Source organism: Paenibacillus medicaginis (assembly GCF_042138635.1).
Lineage (GTDB): Bacteria > Bacillota > Bacilli > Paenibacillales > Paenibacillaceae > Paenibacillus > Paenibacillus medicaginis.
The window spans coordinates 58,681-84,446 of the sequence record NZ_JBHIRY010000011.1 but is presented as its reverse complement, the minus strand read 5'-3'; the positions used below and the strand labels follow the sequence as shown (position 1 = coordinate 84,446).

Genomic DNA, 25,766 nt, shown 5'->3' with positions numbered 1-25,766 from the left:
CGGTACGGATTAGGATAAATGAGGCTCAAGCTTTGTCTTGATTTCCGGAATGCTCATCATGTTTTCCAGCGATATCACCGTACGGCTGCCGTCGTTCAGTTGGGCCATAATGTCGGCTGCGCCGATGAAGATATCCGCCTGCTCCGTTTTGGCAGAAGACAGATCAGTATGATCCACATCTGCCGTTTTGTCCATCTCGCCAAGCGCTTTTTTGATATTCATCTCCATAATGAAGCTGCTGCCCAATCCGTTGCCACATACGACCATAATTTTCATTGTTGTTGTTCCTCCTTGGAATATTGTTGGATATAGTTCAAGACCACCGATTTGTCGGTGCTGTTCAAGATGTCCTCGATATTGGCAGGCTCGCCCAGCAACTGTGTCAACTGTACGAGCGCTTTCAAATGTGAGGAACGGTCGGCCGCTGCCAGGATAATCACCAGTCTGACCGGCTTGCCCGGGCCGAATTCCACCGCCTCATCCAGCCGCATGAAGCTCATCGACAGCGAGCGTACCCCCTGATCGGGACGTGCATGGGGAATCGCCACGCCTGGCGTAATTACCACATACGGACCATTTTCTTCAATGGATCGAATCATGGCCTCGATATAGCGGGGTTCAATCGTGCCCATCTCCAGCAAGGGCCGTGAAGCCAGCCGGATCGCCTCTTTCCAGTCGGAGGCCCGGGTTTGAAAAACAATATTCTGTTCTGTGATTAATTCTTCCAGCACTGGTTTCTCCGCCCCCTCCAAGGAATGCTTGTTTGTTTTGTGCGCATGCGCATAAATATGCTGCTGGAGTGCCTTTTCCAGCTCCTCCTCATTGGAGATGACCGCATATTGTGCGATGATTTTCATTAAAGACGATGTGTCCATCTTCTCCACCGTATAACCGTACAGCTCGTTCATCACCTGCTGGCGCAGCTTCTGCTTATCCTGCAACTCAAGAATCGGCGGCACCACAAACAGCGTCTTGTCTGTGCGCAGGTGAACGGTGGAGAAGACCATGTCATATTCCAGAATGCATTCGGCCGCATCACGGACGGATAACGCATCCAGAAAAAGAATGTCCGGGAACAGCTCACGCAGCGTATAAATCAGAATGTTGCTCATCCCGATCCCGTTAGCGCAGACGACGACCGCCCGCTTGCGGTCATCCAGCAGCGTGCCCTGCCTGCGCAGCCAGCCGCCGAAGTGAACCGTGAAATAAGCGGCCTCGCTCTCCGGCACCGGATGCCCGAGCACCGTCTCCAAGGGCTGCAAAGCCTTCCGGGTCAGTTGGTACAGATCCGGATACACCTTGCGGATGCGTGCGGCCATCGTGTTCACGACGTGAATGCCGTACAGCATCCGGTAATAAGCCGGGCGGAAATGGATGTACAACTGCCGGTAAAAGCTTTCCCGGTCATGCAGGCTGACACAAGCCCAGCGCTCAAATTCGTCCGTAACCTCTGTCATCAGGCGCCGAATCTCATCGTCTTCCTGCAGTGGCGAAATATCCCGCGTCCGGTTCATGCCCAGCAGATGCAGGGTGGCGTACAGGCACTCGGTCCGGTTCCACTTGCTGCGGAAGGCGTGGCTGGAGGTCATGCGCTCCACCAGCTTGTATTCGTTAGAAGCGGTCAGCTCTCCCCAGCTCCTGTTCTCCTCCAGCACGTCCCCTTTCCCGATCAACTGGTCTGTACACAGCATCAGGTAGGTCAGCTCCTGCAGCCGCTCATCCGCAAAGGTCATGCCAAGCTGCCGCTCGGTCTGCTCCAATTGCTGCTGAATAGCGGCAATCTGCTCCTCCCGGTTGGGCCAAAGGCAACGAATCATCAGTTCCCGGCTGGCACTGTGCAGGATGTCCGGCACCCACTCTTCGACCAGTTGCCTTTTCGCCCGGCTGCTTCCTTTGAAGGAATAACCGTCTTTCTTCGAATATTGCACCTGCAGCTTACGCTCCTGCATGTTACGCTTGAGCCGCTGCAGATCTTTGAGTACCGTATTGCGGGAGACTAAGGCAATGGACTGAAAATGAAACACTGATAAAGGCTCTTCTCCGAGCAGAATCATCAGGCCGAACATCTTCTCCCGGTCCACCTCGGAAAAGGTATACGAACGCCGGGTCAGCTTCTCCGGCAGATCCTCCTCCCGAATGCGATCTGTTAAAAAATAACCCGCCTGCCGCTCATACCCAATGGGCTGGTATCCATGATGTAACAGCCAATCGTTGACTTTACCGATGCTGTACTGCAGTTGTCTTCTGCTGAGCCCCGTCCGTTCCTGAAGCTCATCCATCTTGAGAGAGGGCGACTGCTGCAGGAGCTGCAGCACGTCAGCGCTTCGTTCGTCCAGGTTCATCTTGATGCCTCCCTTGCTTTAACGATACAACAGACGACGCAAAATCCCCACTGTTTTTGAGTCCGATTATTGTTTTCATATTTGCACACAATTATATACTTCAAAATTTTAGGAATCGCTTGCGGGATGGAACTTCTGGTCTTAGTGAGGGATTGAATATCATTTCTGGATTTAGTGGTTCTGTTGCTTATAGCGCTAGAGGTGGAAGAATTCGTTATTATGTGTTGGAGATAGTACCGGATTCAGGTGTAGATGGCTCTGATTTTTGCTGACTGCTGCAGCCTACGATCAAACTAAACAACAATGCCGACGAAGCTAATAGCAGTGCATGTTTCTTAATGATAATCCTCTCGCTTCCATAATTTTTACCTTAATTATACATAACTTATTCCTCTTGTGATTAGTCATGCGAGCAGGTTGCTGAGATCTACAAGGCACACTGGGGTGTCGAATTTTTTTTCGATGGATCAAGCAAAACCTCAATGTGCCTGTTTTGTTTGGCACAACGCAGAACCCAGTATCTGGTTAATCAACAGGCGTGCAAAAAACTGCATTAAAGCCAAAGCTTTTATGCAGTAATTCACTACCACACTTTAAATGTAAACCGATAGATTTCACTCGAGTCCAGTGTGCTTCCACCGACAAATAGACTGTCTTCCAGCCAGGTCAATTTGTAGAAGCTTTGAATGTTACGATAAATGATCGTATCCGACTGAAGTATATCATTTCTCAGGTAGGCGACATGTAGCTCGTTCTTGCTTCGCTGTTCATCCAGCATCTGCATGTAGGCAAGTCGTGATCTACTCTCATCCCATTCAAAGCCAAGAAAGTCACCTTTCTTTAACATCTTATACTCCTTATTGCTGGAGTCATACAGGAAAATCCCACTAGTTCCATTTACTCTGCCGTTCAGCATAATGTCTCCATTATTTAGTAGGGAGTATTGCAGGATTTCTTCGGCACGGACAATTAACTCATCATTCTTATCGTCTTGCAGTGAGTAACGGTAGATACCTTCATTGTTTTGCCCAAGAGCAAAGACCATAAATATATGGTTCCGATCCTTACTGATTGTCATACTGTCAGGATTAGTCACCACTCCATTTTCGGATACGTTAGCCACGAATCGGGACAAACGAGAAGGGAACTCTTTATATGTAAATAACTCTCGTTCCTTACCGGACGACAAATCGACTTCTTTATAACCAGTATCGTCAAAACCGACATAGACATTCTCATTTAGAAATATGCGCTTGTACGCCTGATTCTGACCCAGCTTTTGACTTACTCCATTCTTCCAGTCATAGGTGAAAGTCTCGGGATTTTTGCTACCTTGCTTGTATCGAGTGTATATGATTTTCGTGCGATCATAGGTAAAATCAACTCTGTAGTCCGTATTGGTCACGATGTCCTGTACAGCATTGTCATCCATACGCAACAAGGAAAGTCCAATTCCCTGATAAGAAGGGTATCTCCTGTTAAGTAATATGGTATTGGAATCTGCGACCCAGAACCCGTACATTGGATATATATTACTCTGTTTCGTCGCGCTTTCAATGAGAAATGAAGAGTTCGACGGAGGCATGAGAGGCTGGCTTACAAGACTTTCTGGCAGGATCGTGAGCCTAGACTTGGAATTCATCTCTGTGAATAGACCACTGATAGCATATAGCCCAGACACAAAGAACATTAACAACCCTGTAAGGATGAACGCGTCTCTATTCCCCTGCAACCATTTGCGAATGTGCCTCATGTGCGATGCACCGGCAGGACAATTTGTAATTCACTTCCCTTGTTCAATGTGCTCGCCATCTTAACCATTCCTCCATGCTGTTCAATTGTATTCTTGACGATGGATAATCCTAGTCCTGCACTTCCCTTTTCCTCCCGATTCACATCGTTATCACGATAGAACGGCTCGAAAATACGCTCCAACGCCTCCTCTCGAATGCCCTCCCCCTCATCACGAATGGTAATGACAATCTCATTGCCTTGCTTGAAAGCATGGACTTGAATAAGCGAATTCACGTACCCATACTTAATGGAATTATCCAATACATTAATGAATACTTCCTTTAACTTGTTCCTGTCACCTTGCATGAACAAGGGGTTCTCCATCTGAACATTTACGGATATATTGTATTTGGCCGCTTTCAGGGACATTTCATCACAGGTTTCCTGCAAGACATCTATTATGTTCATATGCTCAAACCGAAAAACCTGCCCTGGTGAAGCAGCGACGGATACATCCAAAATATCTACTACCATCGTATTAAGACGCTTGGTTTCATTAATAATAAAATTTATTCCCTTTTCATAAAAAGCGTAATCTGTAAAACCGTTATCTCGCAAAATCTGGGCATATCCAAAAATCGTCGTCAGCGGGGTCTTTAATTCATGAGTCACATTATCGAAGAAAATCTTGCTGCGCTCCTGAACTTGCTTCACTTCGTCTCGCTCACGCTCGATCACTTCGATCTGTTCTTTGATTCGCAGAATCATGCTTGAGAAACTCATTGCCAATTCCCCAATTTCGTCATGCGAGCTCATCCGGATGTCGGAATTGAGCTTCCCCTCCGATACGTACTTGGCGTGCTGCGTCAAGACCCGTATCGGCTTCGTCATTTTCCGAGAGATCACGATCGCCCCAACAAAGACACACACGAAAATAACAATGGCAAAGGTAGTAATCGTGTTCTGAAACTGCATGCGCTGCATGAATAGGTCAGCATAATCCTTTTCAAAACGGATGATACCAATGACCTTATTCTCTCTTATCAACGGTGCAGACAGGCTTGCCTCAATATGTCCCTTATTAATGCTTGTACTATAAGCAATTTGAGAGTTGGCTGCTGCCTTTACGTCTTCCTGAAAAATAGTAGCCGGCACCTCATTTCCCTGAGCATGTCTGAAGGAAGATCCATCTGCACGGTAGAGATCGACCTCTCCTCCGATAGCCAGACCGATTTGCTTTTCGATCTCATTTACCTCCGCCGCAAGAGTTGCTTCATCCATCCGCTTGTTCAGTAGAAGGAAATATTGGCTGATCGCAATGTCTATATTTTTTTTGTAATTCACCATATCGTTGTCAATCTCGCTATACATATTATCTACACTGACCTTATTGGAAGCTACTAATAAAGCGGCAAAGCCGATGAATATGATGACAGAAAACAACACAACCATCTTGAACTGAATAGTCCATTTCATGTCTGCACCGACGCATCAAGCTTGTAACCTATACCAAAGACCGTTACGATCATAGACCTTGACGAATGGAGTTGATCCAGCTTCTTACGAATACGCTGCACGTGGATGTCTACAGTACGGCTATCCCCCGCGAATTCGAAGCCCCACACTTTATCCAGTAGCTCTGATCGAGAGAATACTTCCCGATTATGATCCACCAGGAACAATAGAAGATCATACTCCTTGTTAGTTAACAGTACATGAGCTCCATCCTTCCACACTTCACGTTCCTTCCGATATATTTCAATACGATGGTCCAGTCGAATGACTTCACGAGCAGGCTGTTCCATTGGCTCCACTAGTAACTCAATACGCCTGAAGATAGCCCGAATACGAGCGACGACTTCACGAATATTGAAAGGCTTTGTAATGTAATCATCCGCACCAATTTCCATGCCTAATACCTTATCGAGCATATCTGATTTGGCGGTAATCATGATCACTGGTGTTCGGGTCGTGGCAGACAGATGCCTGCATATATCAAATCCACTCATGTCCGGCAGCATGACGTCCAACAACACGAGATCAGCACACTCTCTCTCCAAGAGCATGAGTCCTGCTCGTCCGTTCGGTGCCTCCAGAATGTCGAATCCTTCCTTTCGCAGCGAATACGACAAAATGTTACGAATGCCCTCTTCATCCTCAATAATTAATATCCTTTTGGGTCTCATGCGTCTTACGATCTCCCATCTTCTTTAATATCTGCTCAATTTTATGATTCGTTCATCCCTCTATTTTGTGGGATTCGTCCATGCTTGACTAGCCTTATTTCTGAAAAGTTACAATTTGGAAACACGATGATCAGGCAAATTACCAAGTTTCTGAACTGCGTCTGCCCTACGAAAAAAGGGACAAGAGCCTTAGCTTTTGTCCCTATGGTTCAAGTCACAAATTACCTTTTGACACTTCCGACATCATTCGCACAATTTCTATTCCATAGGTTGGACTGCCTGCCCATGCACCTCCTAATGACTCAACCGTAGTTGCTTTCCCCATTAAATGTGGAAAATGTCTTGGATCTACTGTGTCCGTTCTCGGATAGCCGTTAACACCTGCATACAATGCCAAATGATCAATCTGCGCTCGAACGCCTTCCTCCCAACTGGAGAAGCGTTTATGCGCTCCTTGGTCAATATCCGAGCCACCAGTTTGTGTCTTTAGACCAGCGGGATTCATGAACGTTTCGTCCAATACGCCTCCAAAATTACCATATCCCGTCTCTTTGGCAGACTGGGTGTATACAACGAGCGGGTCTACTCCCACTATTGGAGCCTCACTCCAAACAATATCAGCCAGGTCAATAAATACAGCGCTTGCTCCCTTGGACGCTGCCCACGCCTTGGCCTGTTGGACAGTTGCTCTTGGAGCTGACAATATAGGAGTTACACTCGATAGATTCCCTTTAGGATTGTTGTCAGTATTGTCGTTAACTGATATGGTAACTGCATTATTAGCGGAGTCCCATCGAATGTCCATTCCCACTAGTTCACCCAAAAATCTTAAAGGTACATAGGTATAATCTTGAAATACCACAGCGCTTGTATCCATTTCTAGCTTTGCACCATTAACAACAGCAACTCGATCGCCGATATTGAGCGCTATATTTACTTGATCTTTGGAAAGGCGAACCGTTTTGTTGTTTCCATATTGCTCCCAATCCACACGAAAATTCAAGGTTTCTGCTATGAATCTTAGGGGTACCTGCACCCTGTTGTTAGCGTCTATATACGGTTTCGCATCCGGGAAGCGAACCTTCATATCATTCATCATCAGATAAACTTCACGCTCGACAATAGGACTTACACCACTAGAGCCGGATGAACCACCTGGGGGATTCTTCTCAATGCTCAAGTACATCGCATTTGCCCAGCCTGTCCTACCGTCTGATAGCTTGACACGGTACCAGTCTGCTTTTTTTGCTACAAGGGTTACTTGCGAGCCTTGATTAAGTTGAGTTATCACCGCATATTGCAATCCACTTCCATTTCTAATATTAAGATGATCAACTGCTACTGTTGCCATTGTTGGCTCCATTGTTGGCTCCATTGGTGTTCCATTCGTCGTCTCCGACTCTATTTGATTATGATCCGTTGGATTAGATGGTGTATCGATTTTCACATCTATCCCATTAAGCTGGGACATCGTAACAAATCTGTAGTTTTGAGATTTATAGTAGTCAATAATCTGCGGAAGCGCCTTAACCGTATTCTCCCGCTTTCCTCCACCCGAATGCATGAGCACCGTAATCTTGTTGCTGGAATTGGATTTTATCGGCTTGAGAATCTCGGCAACCGAGTGTCCCGTCCAGTCCCGGGTATCCACGTCCCAGAGAGCCTGAACATATCCTGCTGCCTGAATCTCTTTCTTCACTTGCCCTGAAGTTGCACCATACGGCGGCCGCATTAGTGTTGGTGTAACTCCACTAAACTCACGAATTGCCTTGTCTGTGTTTGATAACTCTTGATGCATCTCCTCTGTACTAATCTTGGTCAAGCGTGGATGACTCCAAGAATGATTACCCACCTCATGTCCTTCTCTCACCATTCGTTGCATCGTGTCGGGATACTGCTTGATCTGCTGCCCTACTACAAAGAACGTACCCTTGACATTGTATTCTTTCAGGACATCCAACACTGCATCCGTATATGTTCTGTCTGGTCCATCATCGAACGTTAAGGCTACCATTTTCATAGGTGCGTTTACTTCACTATTATTCATTTTCAAATCTTTTGGCTTGTTTGAAGCAGAGGATGAGGATGCCTGCGCATGGGATTTACCAATCCCAAACATGAGAAATGGTACAACCGCCAGCAGTATCATGGCGAAAACAACGCGTTTCACTACATCTTGTTCTTGTTTCATTATTAACTCTACCTACTTTCAGTCTCATTCCATGAGTATAGGTAGAATTATAGGCAGTGATTATTTCATAATGTAGTGAACTTGTATCCAAATTGTAACTTATAGCAAAATATTAGAGCTAACTGAATCTCATAAAAAAAGAGCATCCTCGCAGCTAGCGCGATGGATCGCTCTTTTTTAGTTTCCCCAACTATTCGTAACGTAGTGCATCGATGGGCTTGAGCTTGGATGCCTTGAGTGCCGGATATACCCCAAAGACTACTCCGACCAGCACAAAGCTAGTAAAGGAATAGATAACCGGCTGATAAGAGAACTCGATCGGCATGCGCGCGAACTTCTGCAGCAGCTCGGCTGCGCCAATTCCACCAAAGATTAGCTTATGCGGCTGGTTGATGTTTCATGGAGATGCTCCTTGTGCGCGCTGCTCTCCCTACAACCCGAGTAGAAATACTCGACAAAGGGGGAGCGGTGTATTCACATACATCGAACTTTGTATCTGAATGGGCAGGGGAACTCTGAAAGAGGATGCAAAGGAGAGAGAACTCCAAAGCCTCGAAACAGCAGGAAATGGCTGTTGAATTCAGAGGGCAGCAGCCCGTAGTAGTGAGGACAGGCCGCCGACAGTTACTATGCCTAGCGATAGGCGAAGGAGGATACAAACGGCCCGAGCGAAGGGGCATAGTCATGGCGAAGTTTTTTTTTCTGGAGACGAAGCATACAACCGTTAGGGAAGCCGATGCGCAAACCTGACTAATCCCAAAACAATTCCCTCGAAGGAGGTGATTGCTTTGGCCCAACCATCTAACTTATCTGGACCAAGGATTCTATCGACAGAGCAGGATTTGCGAGATTTACTGGACTCTCTGTATGAAACGACGCAAGCGGCTTTGAAAGAGGGAATCAAACCCTGCTTCAAAGGATTGCTGGAGTACATGAAGGCAGAGGTCACCATTCTCACCGCTATTCATAATATCAAAAGCAACAAAGGCAGCGAAACACCTGGTAGTGATGGAGAAACGATGCGGGAGCATATATTGGAAAAGGACTACGCGGGAATCATCGCCCGCGTACAGGCCGGACTGACTCACTATGTTCCTCTCCCCATACGCCGAAAGTATATCCCAAAACCGGAAAAAATGGAAAAGCGCCCATTGGGCATTCCTACCATTATCGACCGGATTATACAGGAGTGTATTCGTATGATACTGGAACCGATCATGGAAGCCCAGTTTTTCAAACACTCCTATGGGTTTCGCCCCATGCGGGATGCGCCTATGGCACTGGAACGAACCAAGCGCGTAGTCCATCAAACCGGATACCACTGGATTGTGGAAGGCGACATCGCCAAGTTATTTGATACCGTTCATCATGCGAAATTGGGAAGGTTCTTATATGGAATGGGCGTGCGTGACCAACGGGTATTGATGATCATCAAAGCGATGGTCAAGACCGGAATCGTGAACGAAACGCCAGTCAATCTGCTGGGGACCCAGCAGGGCGGCATTCTATCCCCTCTGCTGGCCAATGTCTATCTTCACCAGATGGACTACTGGGTAACCCGCGAATGGGAGAACAAGAAAACCCGAACGATCTTCTCTCAAAGCGCAAGTCGAACGACAGTGTTAAAGAAATCCAGCCGATTGAAACCGGCCTATCTGGTGCGTTATGCCGATGATTGGGTGCTCATTGTGCCGTCGAAGCAACAAGCGGAGAAATGGAAACAGCGTATTGCCAAGCAGATCCAATCCGTCCTACATCTTACCCTATCCGAAGAGAAAACAATCATTACGAATGTCCGGGAAAAACCGATTCATTTCCTAGGCTGCGAGTTTAAAGTCGTCAAAGGAAAATCCCGAACCGGCTACATCACCCGATCCCGCCCGGATCGAACCCGATTACAAGCCAAAATAAAGGAACTCCACCGCAAAGTAAACCATTTGAAACGATGTGGTAGCAAAGAACAACTGATGCGGGAAATCTACACGTTCAATGCGGTGATTCGGGGAATTATCCAGTACTACCAAGGAACGACTTGGGTGAATATTGCGTTACGAAAGTACGCACATAACCTGAGAACCAAGGCCATGCGGATACTGGAAAAGTACGGAGGAATCTGGCTACCTGCCCATCAAACCAAGAATCTACCTTCGGTACACGCCGATTACACGGAGAAAGTGCCGGCGATCCTGGTCAAAGACATGTATATCGGCGTAACGTCCCTATCCTTTTGTAGATGGAAGAAAACGGACCTGAAGCGCCCGAAAGAAACTCCACACACGGCAGAAGGCAGGGCGATCTATCGGGAAGAAGAGCAAGAAGCCACGACTGGCACGAGCAGATGATATGCTGGTCGGACATCTGGAGAGATGGGTCCAACACGAAGGAGCGAAAGAAATAGACAACTTCGAGTACGCCCTAAATCGAGCCTATGCGTATAATCGAGACAAGCAGAAATGCAGGGTCTGTGGGGGAGCCATCCATAGCGATGAAATGTCATTTCATCGCGTCAATCCTTACTTGCCTCTGGAGAAAGTCAATCGGGTCAATAATCTCGCCTCGGTTCACGAACGGTGCCACAGGATGATTCATGATGAACAGGACTACTCTACATTAGGGAAGAAACATTGGCGTAAGATTCTGAAATTCAGAGAAAAGTTGTAGCGCTTCGTACCAGCGTCATGATGGAATGCCGTATGATTTGAAAAAATCATGTACGGTGTGAAAGAAGGGAAAAGGGGAGCTGACCGAGTAACGTCGAAGTCTACCCTTACCTATTCTTATTCTAATCAAAAATAAGAATGTGATGTATTTTTCACTTAGCGCTTTAGCGTTACGAGCTTCTCTATTCTGTGGGAAATATTCAAGCTTGAATGGGCTAGAAGTTACAACCTAGATACACGCTTGCCCAATAACGAAACATATGGATATTGCATCCATCTACGAAAAGTTACACTCTCGAAACATATATACGGAGGTATGAAACATCTCTCTTTTACTATGGTTATGAACCACCAATAGACTGAAGAAAGGAGACGCCGTGTTCTAATTGTTTACTATTAACATTTTCGGAGGCATTGCACATGAGAATCATTAGTAAAGTTACACTTGTCTTACTTATTATCATGCTATTGAGTCCCCAAACATTATTTGCAGAAGCCAACTCGAAGTTCATGAAGGACTCCGATGTAAATCGAGAGCTTCGGGGGGCATGGATAAGCACCGTGTACAATATTGACTGGCCTTCCAAACCTGGGCTTTCCATAGCCAAACAACAGAAGGAATATGTAGCGATGCTGGACAAGCTTAAAAGCATGGGGATTAACACCGTATTCGTTCAAGTCAGGGCCGCATCTGACGCTATTTATCCTTCCAAGACCGTTCCTTGGGCACGTTCATTGACGGGAACTGAAGGCAAAGATCCTGGATATGATCCACTTGATTACATGATCAAGGAAACACATAAAAGAGGTATGGAGTTCCATGCGTGGTTTAATCCTTTTCGTGCAAGCACTGCTTCTAGCTTAGACTCACTCAGTATCAATCACCCTGCGAGACAACATCCACAATGGGTCATAAAACATGACAACAAGTTAATCTACGATCCGGGCAATCCCGAAGTACGTCAGCACATCATTAAAGCGATCATGGAAGTCGTAAAGAATTACGATATTGACGGAGTTCATTTGGATGATTACTTTTATCCCTATGGCAATAATACATTTAAGGATCAGCAGTCGTTCGCTGCATATCGGGGAACTACCGAAGATAAGGCAAGTTGGAGAAGGAATAATGTCAACGAATTCGTCAGACAACTCAGCCAGTCTATTAGAGCAGAGAACAAAAATATTGAATTTGGAATTAGCCCTTTTGGTATCTGGCGAAACCAGTCAAAAGATTCTACAGGATCAGCTACAAATGGCAACAGTGCTTATGACAGTCAGTATGCTGATGCTAGGACCTGGATAAAAAAAGGATGGATTGATTATGTTGCTCCCCAACTTTACTGGAGCATCGGTTATAAGCCTGCAAATTACGAGGTTCTCGTGGCCTGGTGGTCTAAAGAAGTTAAAGGAAGCAAAGTTAAATTGTACGTCGGACATGGTCCTTATAGACTTAATAGCAATAAGACGGATTGGGCATCCAGTGATGCAATTATCCGGCAACTTCAACTCAATCAGAACTATCCAGAGGTTGAGGGAAGCATTTTTTTCAGTGCCAAAACATTAACACAGAACAAATTAAATATCGGTAATGAATTAACCGAATTTTACAAAAAATCCAACTAACCAAACCAAATGAAGAGTGTGAAAAGCCGATTAATTATTAACGAGATTATGGTTTTTTCAACTTACACTGGTGGTTGGTCCAAGCTATTTATATATACTTGCGTTTTCAATGGTTCAGATTACAGACAAACTCCTTTGTTTCGAATAAAACCTAGGAGTTTGTCTCGTTTTTTAGCGAGGCTAAGTAAAAATATACTTATTCTGTACTTCGAGCCACCTGAGTTCCTTAGCCAGTTGGTCAGTTCATTTGAAATTTCGCGCACAGCTAAACAAGCATCCTTTTCATAGACACCTTTCTTAGTTCCCGCAAAATCGTCCAATGCATGCCATGCTCTTCTTTCTGCTCTGCAAAATCTGTTTCAAAGCTTTCACATACCATATATTGTTGACATCTTCATCCGTAAGCTCTTTAAGCTGTTCTTTGGATTCAAGTTTTCCCCACCAACTCTGATAGCCATATACGGTGGTACAAAACTTCAGAAATTATGGCATATTAGTAAATAATACCATAATTTATTGGACAGAACGGTCTATCGGATCTATGTGAATTAATACTCTGAAAGGGGAATTGAGATGTTTAAAAAAATAGTTTTCTTGGGAGTGTCTTGTCTACTCTCTTTATCACTCAGCCTGCCAGTTTTTGCTCAAAGCGTTCCCGAAGATATTGAAAGTGCTATCACACAAGACCTCAAGAAAAGCGAAAAACAGATCAGTGAAATCCAGTTTTGCATCAATATGAAGTATACGATTTCGAAGATTTTATTAACAAAATCAAAACTGCCCAAGCAAAAAGAATGCAGGAAGCTGCTCAACTCGATACGAATGAGCCTGTATCTGGCGGGGGGACCGGGATAACTTCAGATGCTCCTTCTTCGGGCAATACTTTGATTTTTCTCATAAGTATCTTTGCTGTCATTGTGGCAGGCACGGTTAGCTTTATTTTTATCAGAAGCAGAAAAAAACATTCTTAGTCGACTAAGAAGCTTAATATCTCAACTTTCGCAGAGCCCAAATTCACTTAGCCCTTTGTAGCTGCTGCCGTGCTTAACATTCAAGCCGCGTCGATCATGGCAAGGGAGTGTGAACCCGCTGCTCAGGGGCTTTGCACGATTATCCCGTTGGATCAGGTACAGAAAAACAGAAAACCGGGAACCGAAATTATACTTTAGGCACGTGGCTGAACCAGTTGGCGCTCGATCAGTCGACAATAGGTAATCGCCCGAATTACCACACACATGTACAGCAACTTCTGCCACATCGTTTCTTCCCCTAGGCCTCCAACCCTCAACGCCTGCATCTGACCAAAAGGGATAATCGTGCAAAGCTGCATCGAGGGGCACTAGACATCAGGCACCAGGCAACGGACACTAATCGCCACACACCACACCCTATAGACACCCATCTCACTCTGGCTACTAGACTCTGGGTGAGTCGAATCCCCTTCTTGCAAGAAAGTTAAGTTAATATGAAAAAAGGAGCAGTTGCCATAGAGCACACTGTTCCTTTTTTATTGCTGCTTGTCTGCAACGGATTTGGGTGAAGGTGGCGATTGGTGAGCATAATCCGCTTACCGGTTGTCAAACAGGATATCTGCGGTGAGCTGGATGTGCGCTCTGAAGATCTCGACGGCACGCTCGCTGTCGCGGTTAAGAACGGCATCTGTTAATGCCTTATGCTCGGCGCGTCCATCGCGCGTTGGCTGCTGCTGGTTGGACCAATGCCGATAAAATTCGCTCAAATCCCAAAGACGTCCGCAAATATCCAGGAGGACCGGATTGGGACATGCGGCGATCAATTCGTAATGAAATTGACGGTGGATGTCGGACCACTCTTCGCGAACGGCAAAGTTTTGATCCACTTCCTCGTACTCGGCCGTTTGCGATAATTTGTGGTGAATGGCGATGACGTTGGACTCCCATGTGAGATCACCGTGGATGATGGACAGGCGTAATGCTGCGGATTCATTGATCAGCCGCGCCTCTATGATGTTATTCAGCTCTTCTTCCGACGCCGTCTTCACTGAAAATCCGTGATTCGGGGTTTGCAAGGCAAGGCCTTGGGTCGCCAACCGGGTCAGCGCTTCGCGAACGACGGCAACGGAGACATCAAAACCTTTGGCTAATTCCGATACGGTTAATGGAGTGCCTGGTTCATATTGCCCGGCCAGAATATCGGACTGCAGCTTCTTTCTGACATTTTCGCTTAAAGTGGACGAACCGTTTCTTTTGGCCATGGAGCCGACACCATCCTTCATACACATCAAGATTATACATGTCTAAATAGTTTACGCTTGAATCTATAAAAAAACAATGGGTATATTCGATAATATATATATTAAACGATTTGTATTTACAAAATCGATTATCAAGTATATAATCGAGTCGTACTTATCACAAGGAGGTTATTTACAATGAACAATAATCCATTTGCCAAGTTACCGGAAGTCTCAGCCTTTCAGGTAGCCAGTAACGACATTACGGAGGGGCTGGCTCTGCCGCCTCAGCAATACTCAGAGATGTCAGGCGTGGAAGGTGCCCGAGATCTTTCGCCCCATTTAAAATGGTCAGGCGCGCCCGCAGGAACAAAGAGCTTCGCCATCACCGCATATGACCCGGATGCCCCGACCGGATCGGGCCTCTGGCACTGGGCTGTCATCAACATCCCGGCCAGCGTCACCGAACTACCGAGCGGCGCAGGTGACGGGCAAGGCAGCGGCTTACCGCAAGGTGCCCTGCAACTGCCAAACGATTTGCGGCTCAAACAATTTATCGGTGCGGCACCTCCAGCGGGACACGGTCCGCATCGGTATTATTTTGTCATTCATGCGCTGGATGTCGAGCAGATCGGCGTTGACCCTGACGCCACGCCAGCTCTCTTAGGATTTACCATGCTGGGCCATACGCTGGGGAGAGCTGTTCTCGTGGCAACAGGGGAAACCAAGTAACCTAAGCCGTTTGCAGTGATAGAGTCGGGGCAGGAAATGTTCAGTGCTCCAAGCGGAACAGCGCCAAGTACGGAGGAAGTTATGAAACTAAACGATCCACTTCAACAAAGCGTATGCCCCATGTGCCAGCAGCCTGTTAAAATTTTGAAGCATACGATCATTTGCGGCTGTGGGAGCAAGATAAAAAACAAAATCAAAGTCAAATAACTCGAACTTGAACCGCCTCGTTCTCTGCAAGTGGACGGGGCAGTCTTTCTTTCAAATATTGATACAGTCTCTGGCCCGCCAATTGGAAAGGATACGCCGCTTCCTTGCACAGCATCCCCATTGTCATGTGGATGAGACTCCCGCCAACCCTCTTGAACGTTATTCCCTTCGTTCCCGGCTCCACCATAATTTTAGGAACCAGGGCCACCCCTAACCCGTCCTCCACATAAAACTTCAACGCCGTCATGCTCCCGATCTCCATGGTGTCGAGCAACACGTTTCCCTTTTCCTGCAGCGTCATCTCCAGCTTTCTCCGATATGGGCAAGTCGCGGATGTAATTAGCAACCGATACCCTTGAAAATCCTCCGGTACAATTACCTCTTTATCAGCAAGCGGGTGTCCCTCAGGCATTAATGCCACAAACTCCTCATGAAATAAGGGCTCATAAAACAACCCCGATCCCAGCTCCGGTGCCGTACAAAGCGCAAAATCAATTTCTCCTTTAAGGATTCGCTCGCTAAGGGTCGGGGTATTCGAAATGTCCACGGAAATCCGGATGTTCGGATGCAGCGACATGAACTTCCCCAAAAGCGCAGGCAAACGGTAGCTGGCCGTTGGCTCCGTTACCCCCAGCCGAATATGCCCCGATTCCCCCGATTTCAGATCCGATAGGCTGATCTCAAGGTGCTCCATATTTTTTATGATTTGCATGCTCTCGTCGTAAAGCAGCCTGCCTGCTTCCGTCAGGGCGATTTCTTTGCCGCGTTCTATAAGCTGAACGCCCAGCCCGGATTCGAGCTTCTGCATTTGCATAGTGACCGTAGATTGGGCATAGTTCATTTCCTGCGCAGCGCGAATAAAGCTTCCATGCTTCACGATCATCTGAAAGGTTTTTAATGATTTGAGATCCATAAGCCATTCTACCTCCGATAATTCACTGAAATTGAACTTCTCGTTCAAATAATTCAATTATACAAATTCAAAGCAGTGGATTAAAATGAAGCCAATTGAAAATAATCGAAGGAGTGAGGCAAATGGAACTTAAAAACAAAGTGGCCCTGGTTACAGGCGGCGGAACGGGGATTGGCAGAGCAACCAGCCTTGAACTGGCTAAACGGGGGGCAGCAGTTATCGTAAACTATTCACGCTCCCAATCCGATGCGGATGAAACCGTGCGCTGCATTAACAGCAAGGGTGGGCAGGCCATTGCTATTCAAGCGGATGTATCCAAAGACGAGCAAGTACGATCTATGGCGCAAGCGGCTGTCCGGCATTTCGGCACGATTGACCTGCTCGTGAATAATGCCAGTGTTACCAGACATCTTGCGATGGATGATTTGGAGTCCGCAACAGAGGAAGTATGGAACGAACTATTTGATGTGAATGTGAAGGGTATGTTTTACTGCGCACGGGCTGCAGCCCCTTTTATGAAAAAGGATAAAAAAGGCGCCATCGTCAATCTTGGCAGCATCGCCGGACAGACCGGGGTGGGCTCCTCACTCCCCTACGCTGTATCCAAAGCAGCCGTTCACGGCCTTACCAAATCGTTGGCACGGGCGCTTGCTCCCGACATCAGGGTGAACTGCATCGCACCCGGAGCCGTGGCAACAAGATGGTGGAAAGGCCGGGAAACGCAGATGAACCGCCTCGCTCCCCATCTCCCCTTGCAGCGCATCTCGACACCTGAGGACATTGCCGCCATGATCTGCACCGCCCTGGAGCAGGAAGCCATGACCGGTCAGATCATCACCGTGGATAGCGGCCAGACGTTGTGACCGCTACATACGTCTCCACTTCGTCTTTGGTCGATTTATATTAACTTGAAATTTTCTGGTACAGGTTAATGCTGTTGAATCTTTCCTTCGGCGGAGCTGCTGGTTCACTGGACGCTCCCTCTGTACATTTCCGGTCTGGCAGTAAGCCTTCCTCCATCTTGGCATCTATAAAATCGAGTACCATTTGCAGGTCCTGCATCTGTTTTTGCACCCGTTCCCGGTGGCTCATCATCAAATCGTACAGCTCCGGAAGCTCATCCATTGTGGCGTCAGGGGGCATATCCAAATAAGGCTTCATTTCCTCCAATGGCATGCCTGTTTTCTTCAAGCAGTTGATGAGCTGCAGCTTGTACAAATCCTCCTGACTGTATATCCGGCGTCCGTTGTCCATTCGCTGCACGCGCGGCAGCAGGCCGATCTTTTCGTAGTATCGAAGGGTATCCTCTGACAATCCGGTCAACTGTGAAGCATTTTTGATGGTAACCATATCAAGCCCCTCCTATCTGCTCATGTATGTATTATAAAACCTGGAGTCAACTCCAAGTCAACGGAAAATACCGGATAAAATAGTTTGGCTCAACCTGCTTGACCTGGAGCCGACTCCAATATATATACTAGCCCCATCAACCGGTTTTACACCGTATCATAATGGGAGGAATTCATAATGAGTGAACATAAATCAACCAAAGTTGCATTGATTACAGGAGCAGGGGCCGGAATCGGCCTGCAGCTGACACGCCGCCTGTTGGGTGAGGGCTGGGAGGTCGCGGCTCTCATCCGGTCCGGATTTGCCGAAGAAGACAGTATGATCCGTGAAGCCATCAGCAAAGGCAAGCTGCGAGTATATAAAGCAGAACTTACAGATTTCAGCCAGCTGCGGCGGGTGCTTAACGAGGTCAATAGCAAAGAAGATCATATCGACATTCTCTTCAACAATGCCGGGGGAAGCCTGCCCGAGCTGCGCTTCTCTCCACAAGGACGGGAGATGCATTATGAACTGCAAACGGTCGTGCCGTATATCGTATTCATGGAGCTGAAAGAGCTGCTGCAAAAAGGGGCCTTAAAAACGGTGGTGAACACCTCCTCTGTAGCTCTCCGTCACGCCAAACGCTTCAATCCTGATGAATTGCCGCGCCCGGCAGAATTTAAAAAGCTGACCGGTCCCTATGCCACGACCAAGCTGGCTCTGTCCCTTTGGACCCGGGAGCTCGCCGCGCCGATGGCAGCAGAAGGGTTTCGTCTGATCAGTGTAGACCCTGGCTCCAATAACACATTGAGACCGACGAAGAACTCCGGCCTCCCGCCGGCTGTGAAGCTGTTGATGCGGTTATTCTTCTCCCATCCTAGCCAAGGGGCCAACCTGTTGTGGGATGCGGCGTTCAAGAGAAGCGGCCACCCGTCGGGCTCGTTTGTGGTGAAAGGACGGGCAGCGGATCTGCCATACGCAGAGACCGGCCCCAAAATTCTAAGCATGATGCAAATGATTTATGAGCAGGAATTTATAACTGTTCGAAATTGAGAAAGAACTGCTTTCCATTTGACAAATCACTATTTTTTTCATATCATTGACCCATCAATAATTGATGGGTCTATTAATCATCTAGGGTCAGGAGGGAAGCCGTTGACCAATTCAGTGGAAAATTCCATGATTGATAGTCTTCAGAACCTGTATATCCAGGTGAATGCCAAATTCGGACACTGTACCGGTGTCAGCCCGTCAAGATTCCGGCTGCTTCAGCAGCTTTATTATAACGACGAAATCAGTCAGACGGGCCTGCAAAAGGAATTGCAGATTGACAGTGCCGCGGTGACCAGGCATTTGAAGCAACTTGAAGCGGACCGCATTGTAGAACGGCGCATGAATCCGAATGACAACCGTGTCACCTTGGTTCGACTCACGGAGCATGGGCGGCAGGAAATTTTGGCTTACCGGGAGGAAAAGGTTCGCTTCATGACTCAGCTCCTCCAGGGCTTCAGCAAGGAAGAGCAGGAACTATTTTCAGGCATGATCCAACGCATGCAGACCAATATCCAGGACTACAAGGGAGAGAAATGACAAATGAGCAGCACGTTAAAAAACAATGATTTTCAAGATATCTTTGGAGGACGGCGCTCCATCAAGGTATACGACCCAACCGTCAAAATCAGCCGTGAAGAGATGACGGAAATCCTTACAGAAGCCACCCGCGCTCCGTCCTCTGTCAATATGCAGCCATGGCGTTTCCTGGTAATCGAAAGCCCGGAAGCCAAAGCGGCACTTGCTCCGCTGGCCCGTTTTAATCAAAGACAGGTAGAAACCTCCGCCGCAGTCATTGCATTATTCGGTGATTTGAACAGCATTGAGAATTTAAAGGAAATTTACAGCAAAGCGGTGGAGCTTGGCTATATGCCGCAGGAGGTCAAAGAGAAACAGTTACCGATAGTATCCGCTTACTACGGCAACATACCGTCAGAAGTAAATCGGGACACTGTTCTGATTGACGGCGGGCTGGTAGCCATGCAACTCATGCTGGTGGCCCGTGCCCACGGCTACGATACGAACCCGATTGGCGGCTATGAAAAAGACAAGATTGCGGAAGCCTTCGGCCTGGATCCGGTTCGCCATGTTCCGGTTATGCTGATTTCCATCGGCAAAGCGGCGGACAGCGGTTATCCATCCTACCGTCTGCCAGTTGACAAAGTCGCAATCTGGAAATAACACGTTAGCAAAGCATTCACACTATCTGTATAGGAGATGGACCACCGATGATCATTATTCATGCTGTTATGCACGTAAACCCGGTCAATAACGAGGGATTCTTGCAGGGTATTCAAACCCTTATTGCCGCTTCCAGAGAAGAAGACGGCAACATATCGTACAGCCTGCATAAGGATACCGAAAAGGAATTCACTTACACGATGATTGAGGTGTGGAAAGGTCCTGATGCCGTCAGCTCCCACAATCAAAGCGCACATTTTCAGGCTTTTGCGGCCAAAGCCCGGAGTTATCTCACCGCTCCATTGAGTATCAAGGCATACACAGGTGAGCCGCTGGAGATTCCGGCCGGTTAGTCCCTGATAGAACCGCTCTGCAGTGAATACTGTTCCTATTGCATATAAAGGCCCGGTTAGCTCCCATTACAAGCTAGCCGGGCCTTATCTGTAACTGTCTCATGCACTTCCTTTCATACAACGTGTCATACGGCATGGATACCCTCTACCCCCTTCGGCCAGGACTTCTTGTCTAACGAAGCTGCACCCTCCCCGTCCTGTTTGCTAGAAGATTTTGGCATAAGATAGGCACAAAATCAACCAAAAAATGCCTGCCCTCATAAATAAAGGGCAGGCACTGCAATAGGCTGTATTAGTTGGCCGGCTCAGCTGGCGCTGTTGGCGCTACTGTATCCGATGACGCTGTCGGATTTTTTTCAAGGGAAACGACTTCGCCAGTTTTGGAATTTACAAATGCGATGTAGATATCCGGGTTGTCACCATCACCTGCAATAGAGAGTTGCACAGTCTCACTGACCTTACTGGTCTCACTGGAGCCGGTTTCTCCATTTTTAGCCACTACAGCCGGCTGGGCATCTACAACCTGGACATCCGCGAACGATACAAAATAAAACGTTCCCTCCATATCCTCTCTCGTGCAGAAGACCGGGAAAGCCTTCATGCCATCCAGGGATACATCAAATTTCTCCTCAAGCGCTTCCTGGGCAATGTCCACCGCTTTGTCCTCGCTCATATCTTCGCTTGTTTTCTCGGGAGTGGCCGAGAAGCCTGGTGATAATGCGAAGTCACTGACTGACCCTTCCTTGCCGCTTGTTTTCTCGGGAGTGGCAGGGACCGCAGGACGAATTTTGCCCTCAAACTCTGTTTGCTGATGCTGACCGGTCACCTTTACACTGGGAGCCGTATCATTGGCAAACGCATAGGTTGACAATGCACCGTTCCCCGCGATTAAAGTCACTGCCGCTCCGACCGTAAGTGCTGTGGCATAAAGCTTCTTTTTCATTTTCCTTACCTCCGTCATTTGATTGATTGGGATTTCGTAACTACAAGCTCATTATGAGGGGGGCGTATTATGGACTAGAGTTCGAGTTGTAACGAAGCTGTAAAATGAACGGACACCTTCGTATACTCGTGTTCTTTGGATTCAATCCACAGCTGCGCATGGTGGAGCCGGGCAATTTGACTGCAGATGGACAGCCCCAGCCCGATGCCTCCCAGCTCCTTGGAGCGGGATTTGTCCACGACATAAAAGGCTTCGGTAATTTTTTCGATATCCTTGTCCGGTATGCCCTTGCCGTAGTCGCTCACCTCGATGACGACATGCGGGTCCCGAAAACGGCTTTTCAGATGAATTGTGCTCCCGTCAGGAGAGGCCTTGATGCTATTTTCCACCAGGTTCATGAACAACGTCTGCAGCAGTACGGGATCTCCATATATCCGCTCAGCCCCGCATTCCTTCACCAACGTAATCTGCTTTGCTTGCAAAGCATACTGCTCCATCTGTTCCACATAAGCAAACAAGGCTTCAACCTCCACGGGCTGCAAGGTAATCTCCTCGTTCTTCAAATACAGCAGCTCCATCAATTTTCCTGACAGCAAATCCAGCCTGGCCACATGCTCATGAATGTAATCAATCGCCATTCTGCGGTCCTCCTCCGTGCTGTTGGCATGATTTAAAAATTCGCTATACCCCTTGATCGCCGTAATCGGCGTCTTCAGCTCATGAGTCAGATTATTGATGAAGGTTTCCTTGTCTTCGTTTGCTTTCTGCATCGTTTCAATATTTGTGGATACTGCATCCACCATTTTGTTGAAATCCCCGGCCAATTCGGCGATTTCGTCGCTTCCGCTAATCTTGACTCTTTGGTGATAAGCTCCCGCAGCGATGTCCCTTACCCCTTTGTTCAGATTTCGGATCGGGGCAGTCAGCCGGAACAGCAGCAGAATGAGCACGGCAGATAAAACGACGGAAATGACCACACTCAAGGTTATAAAATAGCTGATCAGCGTATTGTAATAATCCTGCAGATAAGCGGAGCTCCTGGATATGACCAGCTTGAGCCCGTTAAACTCCATGCTACCGCCCACAAAAATCCACAGCTCCCCGTCAAGCTTCCGATATACCGTTTCGCGCTGCTCTCCCTGCAATTCCTCGCGCGCGCTCTCAAACTGATAGGCATTGGAGAAGACCAGCCGCTCCCCTTCATACACCTCCATCAGAACGCCCTCTGCAAAGTAATTATCAGCAAAACCGGAAATCACAAGCTCATAAGCCGTACTGCCGGTGCTGTTAGCAAAAACCTGCAGGATATAACTTAGCGAGTTATCGATGCTCTCATATTCGCTTACACCTCTGGACATATCCATCTGCTCGTTTAACTGGTAGCTTTTTTGCAGCAAGGCATAGGCCCCGATATCAAAAGCGATCAAGAAAACCAGCAGCACACACAAATACGTTTTCTGCCAAAATTTCACCTTTACACCTCAAGCCTGTAACCGTATTTGTACACCGTCTTGATGCGGTGCTCCCAGTTCAGCTTCTTTCGCAGCCGCTGAATATGCACGTCCACGGTTCTCGTTTCCCCATAGAAGTCAAAGCCCCAGGTCTGCTCGATGATCTTTTCGCGGGAAAGCGCGATATTTTTATTTTGAATGAGAAATTCGAGCAGTTGAAATTCTTTATTGGTCATTTCCACGACTTGTCCGTTCACCGTGACGATATGCTTGTCCAGATCCACCGTCGTCCCGTCCAGACAGAATTCACTTGTGTTCTTCTGGTTTCGGCGCAGCACCACATGAATCCGGGCAATCAGCTCCACCGCCTCAAACGGTTTGACGATATAGTCCTCCGCCCCACTTTCCAGGCCGTGCACTTTATCTGAAACGGCATTTCGCGCTGTCAGGAAAATCACCGGAATGCCCCGTTTCACAAAGCTTCCCACGAGATCAAATCCGTCTCTGCCCGGCAGCATCACGTCCAGAATGACCAGATCAATCCGCATTTTGTTCAGCAGCTCCGGGATTTGCTCGCCGCTGTACAATTGAACGTACTCATGCCCGACCATTTTCAGATTCAGCGCAATCAGGTCGTTTATTGCCTTCTCATCATCGACGATCAAAATTTTGGCCATCTTATCACACTCCACCGCCATGATACCAAATCCCCGCTTGAAAGTTATTAATGAGTTGTAAATTTTTTGGGCATGCGTTCCAAATGAAGCGGCATAAAACAAAAAAGAGCCTGAACGAATCAGACTCTTAAATGTATGGGTTTATTCCTTCACCAGCCCACGAATAAAGGCCTCAAAGCTTGGCGCAAGCCGTGTGATTGCATAATTGTTGGCTTTATCGACATGCACAACCTCCGGTGCGCCGTCATTGCCGGAGTCGCGGTAATCCAGCATAACCGCTGCCGCTTCCGAAGGACAGTCACAGATGATCACGCCAAATTCAGGGTATCCCTCCTGTTCAATCCGGAAGCGGCTGCCTGCTTCTCCGCACAATGAACGCTTCTTCTCTCTGCCAATGCCCAAAATGCCGGAAATGACGATATGCCCCATCTCCCCGGAGACCGGGTCAGCCACCGCGAAGCTTCTGCTGCGGGGTACACCCCCGTTATGCTGCTTCATCATCTGTACATAGAAGGCTGGCAGCCTGAAAACAAGCTCTTCTTCCACTGAAGCGATCTGCTCATCGGTCGGCGGGGCCATCACATATTGCTCCAGCGCCAGGTCGCTGTCCTCCCAAAAGTCCGTGAAATCAGCATCCGATTCCAGCGCAGCTTCAGGTGCGCCATCGGCATAGGCAGAGACACGGGCAGGGACATCGGCAGGGTCTGGGGCCGCTTCTTCCGGCGGCTGCTGCGGCACCTTATCCCGGATCAACTCCAAAAACTCCTGAATTTCCTCATCCCCAGGCTCCAGCCGGTCTGCCGCTTCGAAGGCGCGTAGGGCCTCCTCGTATCGATCCAGATAGTAGTAGGCAAAACCTATACGATACTGCCACAACGGGTCCACTTTGCCCTCATCCGCCACGGACAGGAACTGCTCGACCGCCTCTTCATAACGCTCGAGATTGTTCAGCGCTCGACCCAAATGGTTGGTCAGCTCATAATCCCTTTCCTCCGCAGGAATGTCCATCACGGCATTTACGATTTCCTCGAATTCATCCTCTTCATGCCACGCCTCCAGCTTTGGCAACAGCTTGTCCTGCATCCACTCGGCCCCCTAGTTTCGTTCTTTGTACAATTTTAACATTCCCGGCAGCCCCATCTCCAGCCTGCAAAGCATGTATAATGGCTTTCACTTCTCTCTATCATACCCTATGTCTGGCAGGGAAGCGGCTATTTAAGGACAAGCGGTAAAAAAATATCGTCCACAATCTCTGTAATGATGTGTTCAGTTAACTCCTCATGGGCGATGAGCACTTCGTAACGAATCAAATCAAAGGGAAGAGATATAACTCTCTCTTTCATGGTTTGCAGAGTCACCTCTCCCCGTGCCTCAGCATTTTTCATAATCGTCTTCATAGCCAGGGTCAACGGGTTCTCCTTGCTCCGACTCACCGTTTGCGGCAAAGAAGAAATGATCTCCTTATCTGGATCGTCGACCAGCATGCCGTGTATCGTTTCAGAACCGATCGCTCGCATAGCAGCCGCTATTCCATTAAGCAAAGTGATCACATCACTGCGCAGTTCGCCTGTGTCCGGAGCTTCAAGGGAAGGCCTCGGTACAAATTTGACGGCTGCGGCTGCGATAAGTTTGGTTTTATTGGGCCAACGGCGGTATACCGCATTTTTGTTGGTCTTCGCTCTCGTCGCAACTGCATCTATAGACAGACGGGCATAACCAACCTCCTGCAGCTCGTCCCAAGCGGCCTGCAAAATGGCATTTTCCAGAACCTCTCCGCGCCGCCGTGTCGCTGTATTCCGTGCCTCATCCTGTGGCGGTTCGGGAGTTGCGGAGCTCTCATTTCTATTTCTCTCCATACTTAATCCCTTCTTTCAAAATATTTCTATTATACTTTGAACGTTTTTACATTTGCATTTCTGATGAATCTATAATAACATCTATTTAGGGTACTTATAGTACCTTATAAAAAACAATGAGA

23 protein-coding genes and 1 pseudogene are annotated in these 25,766 nt (G+C 47.7%); 9 read left to right on the top strand and 15 right to left on the bottom strand.

Translation table 11 applies throughout. The features are described 5' to 3' along the window. Positions 1–9 precede the first annotated feature (9 nt). The 7 genes and pseudogenes from ACE5LO_RS13295 to ACE5LO_RS13265 all read right to left on the bottom strand — a co-directional run. A complete protein-coding gene (locus ACE5LO_RS13295) occupies positions 10–276 on the bottom strand; it encodes a PTS sugar transporter subunit IIB (protein ID WP_375520506.1) in 267 nt (88 codons plus the stop codon). Beyond that, on the bottom strand, positions 273–2,342 hold the full coding sequence (locus ACE5LO_RS13290) for a BglG family transcription antiterminator (protein ID WP_375520505.1): 2,070 nt from the start codon (positions 2,340–2,342) through the stop codon (positions 273–275). The genes ACE5LO_RS13295 and ACE5LO_RS13290 overlap by 4 nt, the downstream gene beginning before the upstream one ends. Before the next feature lie 583 nt (positions 2,343–2,925). Continuing rightward, entirely contained in the window at positions 2,926–3,783 is an 858-nt protein-coding gene (locus ACE5LO_RS13285; RefSeq protein WP_375520504.1) for a hypothetical protein, read from the bottom strand. A 308-nt stretch (positions 3,784–4,091) separates the two neighbouring features. Further along, positions 4,092–5,552 (bottom strand): sensor histidine kinase, encoded by a 1,461-nt coding sequence (locus ACE5LO_RS13280; protein ID WP_375520503.1) that lies wholly within the window; start codon positions 5,550–5,552, stop codon positions 4,092–4,094. Next, entirely contained in the window at positions 5,549–6,262 is a 714-nt protein-coding gene (locus ACE5LO_RS13275) for a response regulator transcription factor (RefSeq protein WP_375520502.1), read from the bottom strand. The genes ACE5LO_RS13280 and ACE5LO_RS13275 overlap by 4 nt, the downstream gene beginning before the upstream one ends. Positions 6,263–6,476: 214 nt before the next feature. Further along, the gene (locus ACE5LO_RS13270; protein WP_375520501.1) at positions 6,477–8,453 is read right to left on the bottom strand and encodes a polysaccharide deacetylase family protein; all 1,977 of its coding nucleotides are present in this window, start codon (positions 8,451–8,453) and stop codon (positions 6,477–6,479) included. Between the two features lie 190 nt (positions 8,454–8,643). After that, positions 8,644–8,817: pseudogene (locus tag ACE5LO_RS13265) on the bottom strand (ABC transporter permease); the annotation flags it as partial. Positions 8,818–9,241: 424 nt separating this feature from the next. Between ACE5LO_RS13265 and ACE5LO_RS13260 the strand changes: the two are divergent. From ACE5LO_RS13260 to ACE5LO_RS13250, 3 genes are all read left to right on the top strand, one after another. After that, a complete protein-coding gene (locus ACE5LO_RS13260; RefSeq protein WP_375520500.1) occupies positions 9,242–10,795 on the top strand; it encodes a reverse transcriptase domain-containing protein in 1,554 nt (517 codons plus the stop codon). Positions 10,796–11,533: 738 nt separating this feature from the next. Beyond that, entirely contained in the window at positions 11,534–12,739 is a 1,206-nt protein-coding gene (locus ACE5LO_RS13255) for a glycoside hydrolase family 10-like protein (protein ID WP_375520499.1), read from the top strand. Between the two features lie 573 nt (positions 12,740–13,312). Continuing rightward, positions 13,313–13,594: a hypothetical protein gene (locus ACE5LO_RS13250; RefSeq protein ID WP_375520498.1), complete on the top strand. Its 282-nt coding sequence runs from the start codon at positions 13,313–13,315 to the stop codon at positions 13,592–13,594. A gap of 712 nt (positions 13,595–14,306) precedes the next feature. Here ACE5LO_RS13250 and ACE5LO_RS13245 read toward each other — a convergent pair. After that, positions 14,307–14,999, bottom strand: a complete 693-nt coding sequence (locus ACE5LO_RS13245) for a GntR family transcriptional regulator (RefSeq protein ID WP_375520561.1) — start codon at positions 14,997–14,999, stop codon at positions 14,307–14,309. A gap of 150 nt (positions 15,000–15,149) precedes the next feature. On the opposite strand from ACE5LO_RS13245, the gene ACE5LO_RS13240 reads away from it, so the two are divergent. After that, positions 15,150–15,683, top strand: coding sequence for a YbhB/YbcL family Raf kinase inhibitor-like protein (locus tag ACE5LO_RS13240; RefSeq protein WP_511227994.1), 534 nt, complete (start codon positions 15,150–15,152; stop codon positions 15,681–15,683). Between the two features lie 199 nt (positions 15,684–15,882). Here the strand turns inward: ACE5LO_RS13240 and ACE5LO_RS13235 are convergent, their stop codons facing one another. Next, positions 15,883–16,803, bottom strand: coding sequence for a LysR family transcriptional regulator (locus tag ACE5LO_RS13235; protein WP_375520496.1), 921 nt, complete (start codon positions 16,801–16,803; stop codon positions 15,883–15,885). 122 nt (positions 16,804–16,925) lie between these two features. Between ACE5LO_RS13235 and ACE5LO_RS13230 the strand changes: the two genes are divergently transcribed. Then, positions 16,926–17,666, top strand: a complete 741-nt coding sequence (locus ACE5LO_RS13230) for an SDR family NAD(P)-dependent oxidoreductase (RefSeq protein ID WP_375520495.1) — start codon at positions 16,926–16,928, stop codon at positions 17,664–17,666. 40 nt (positions 17,667–17,706) lie between these two features. Here the strand turns inward: ACE5LO_RS13230 and ACE5LO_RS13225 are convergent, their stop codons facing one another. Continuing rightward, positions 17,707–18,153: a MerR family transcriptional regulator gene (locus tag ACE5LO_RS13225; protein WP_375520494.1), complete on the bottom strand. Its 447-nt coding sequence runs from the start codon at positions 18,151–18,153 to the stop codon at positions 17,707–17,709. Positions 18,154–18,330: 177 nt separating this feature from the next. Here ACE5LO_RS13225 and ACE5LO_RS13220 point away from each other — a divergent pair, with 177 nt between their 5' ends. The 4 genes from ACE5LO_RS13220 to ACE5LO_RS13205 all read left to right on the top strand — a co-directional run bounded on the left by ACE5LO_RS13220 (position 18,331) and on the right by ACE5LO_RS13205 (position 20,717). Next, positions 18,331–19,185, top strand: coding sequence for an SDR family NAD(P)-dependent oxidoreductase (locus tag ACE5LO_RS13220; protein WP_375520493.1), 855 nt, complete (start codon positions 18,331–18,333; stop codon positions 19,183–19,185). 126 nt (positions 19,186–19,311) lie between these two features. Next, positions 19,312–19,722 carry a MarR family winged helix-turn-helix transcriptional regulator gene (locus ACE5LO_RS13215; RefSeq protein WP_375520560.1) on the top strand — a complete coding sequence of 137 codons (411 nt, stop codon included), beginning with the start codon at positions 19,312–19,314 and terminating at the stop codon, positions 19,720–19,722. 3 nt (positions 19,723–19,725) lie between these two features. After that, entirely contained in the window at positions 19,726–20,364 is a 639-nt protein-coding gene (locus tag ACE5LO_RS13210) for a nitroreductase family protein (protein ID WP_375520492.1), read from the top strand. Positions 20,365–20,411: 47 nt separating this feature from the next. Next, positions 20,412–20,717 carry a putative quinol monooxygenase gene (locus ACE5LO_RS13205; protein WP_375520491.1) on the top strand — a complete coding sequence of 102 codons (306 nt, stop codon included), beginning with the start codon at positions 20,412–20,414 and terminating at the stop codon, positions 20,715–20,717. A gap of 292 nt (positions 20,718–21,009) precedes the next feature. Here ACE5LO_RS13205 and ACE5LO_RS13200 read toward each other — a convergent pair whose 3' ends face one another. From ACE5LO_RS13200 to ACE5LO_RS13180, 5 genes are all read right to left on the bottom strand, one after another. Then, the gene (locus tag ACE5LO_RS13200) at positions 21,010–21,660 is read right to left on the bottom strand and encodes a hypothetical protein (protein WP_375520490.1); all 651 of its coding nucleotides are present in this window, start codon (positions 21,658–21,660) and stop codon (positions 21,010–21,012) included. 74 nt (positions 21,661–21,734) lie between these two features. Further along, positions 21,735–23,132 carry a sensor histidine kinase gene (locus ACE5LO_RS13195; RefSeq protein WP_375520489.1) on the bottom strand — a complete coding sequence of 466 codons (1,398 nt, stop codon included), beginning with the start codon at positions 23,130–23,132 and terminating at the stop codon, positions 21,735–21,737. A 2-nt stretch (positions 23,133–23,134) separates the two neighbouring features. Then, the gene (locus ACE5LO_RS13190; RefSeq protein WP_375520488.1) at positions 23,135–23,788 is read right to left on the bottom strand and encodes a response regulator transcription factor; all 654 of its coding nucleotides are present in this window, start codon (positions 23,786–23,788) and stop codon (positions 23,135–23,137) included. A gap of 141 nt (positions 23,789–23,929) precedes the next feature. Next, a complete protein-coding gene (locus tag ACE5LO_RS13185) occupies positions 23,930–24,871 on the bottom strand; it encodes an SMI1/KNR4 family protein (RefSeq protein ID WP_375520487.1) in 942 nt (313 codons plus the stop codon). Positions 24,872–24,999: 128 nt separating this feature from the next. Continuing rightward, positions 25,000–25,644 (bottom strand): TetR/AcrR family transcriptional regulator, encoded by a 645-nt coding sequence (locus tag ACE5LO_RS13180; protein ID WP_375520486.1) that lies wholly within the window; start codon positions 25,642–25,644, stop codon positions 25,000–25,002. Positions 25,645–25,766 lie beyond the last annotated feature (122 nt).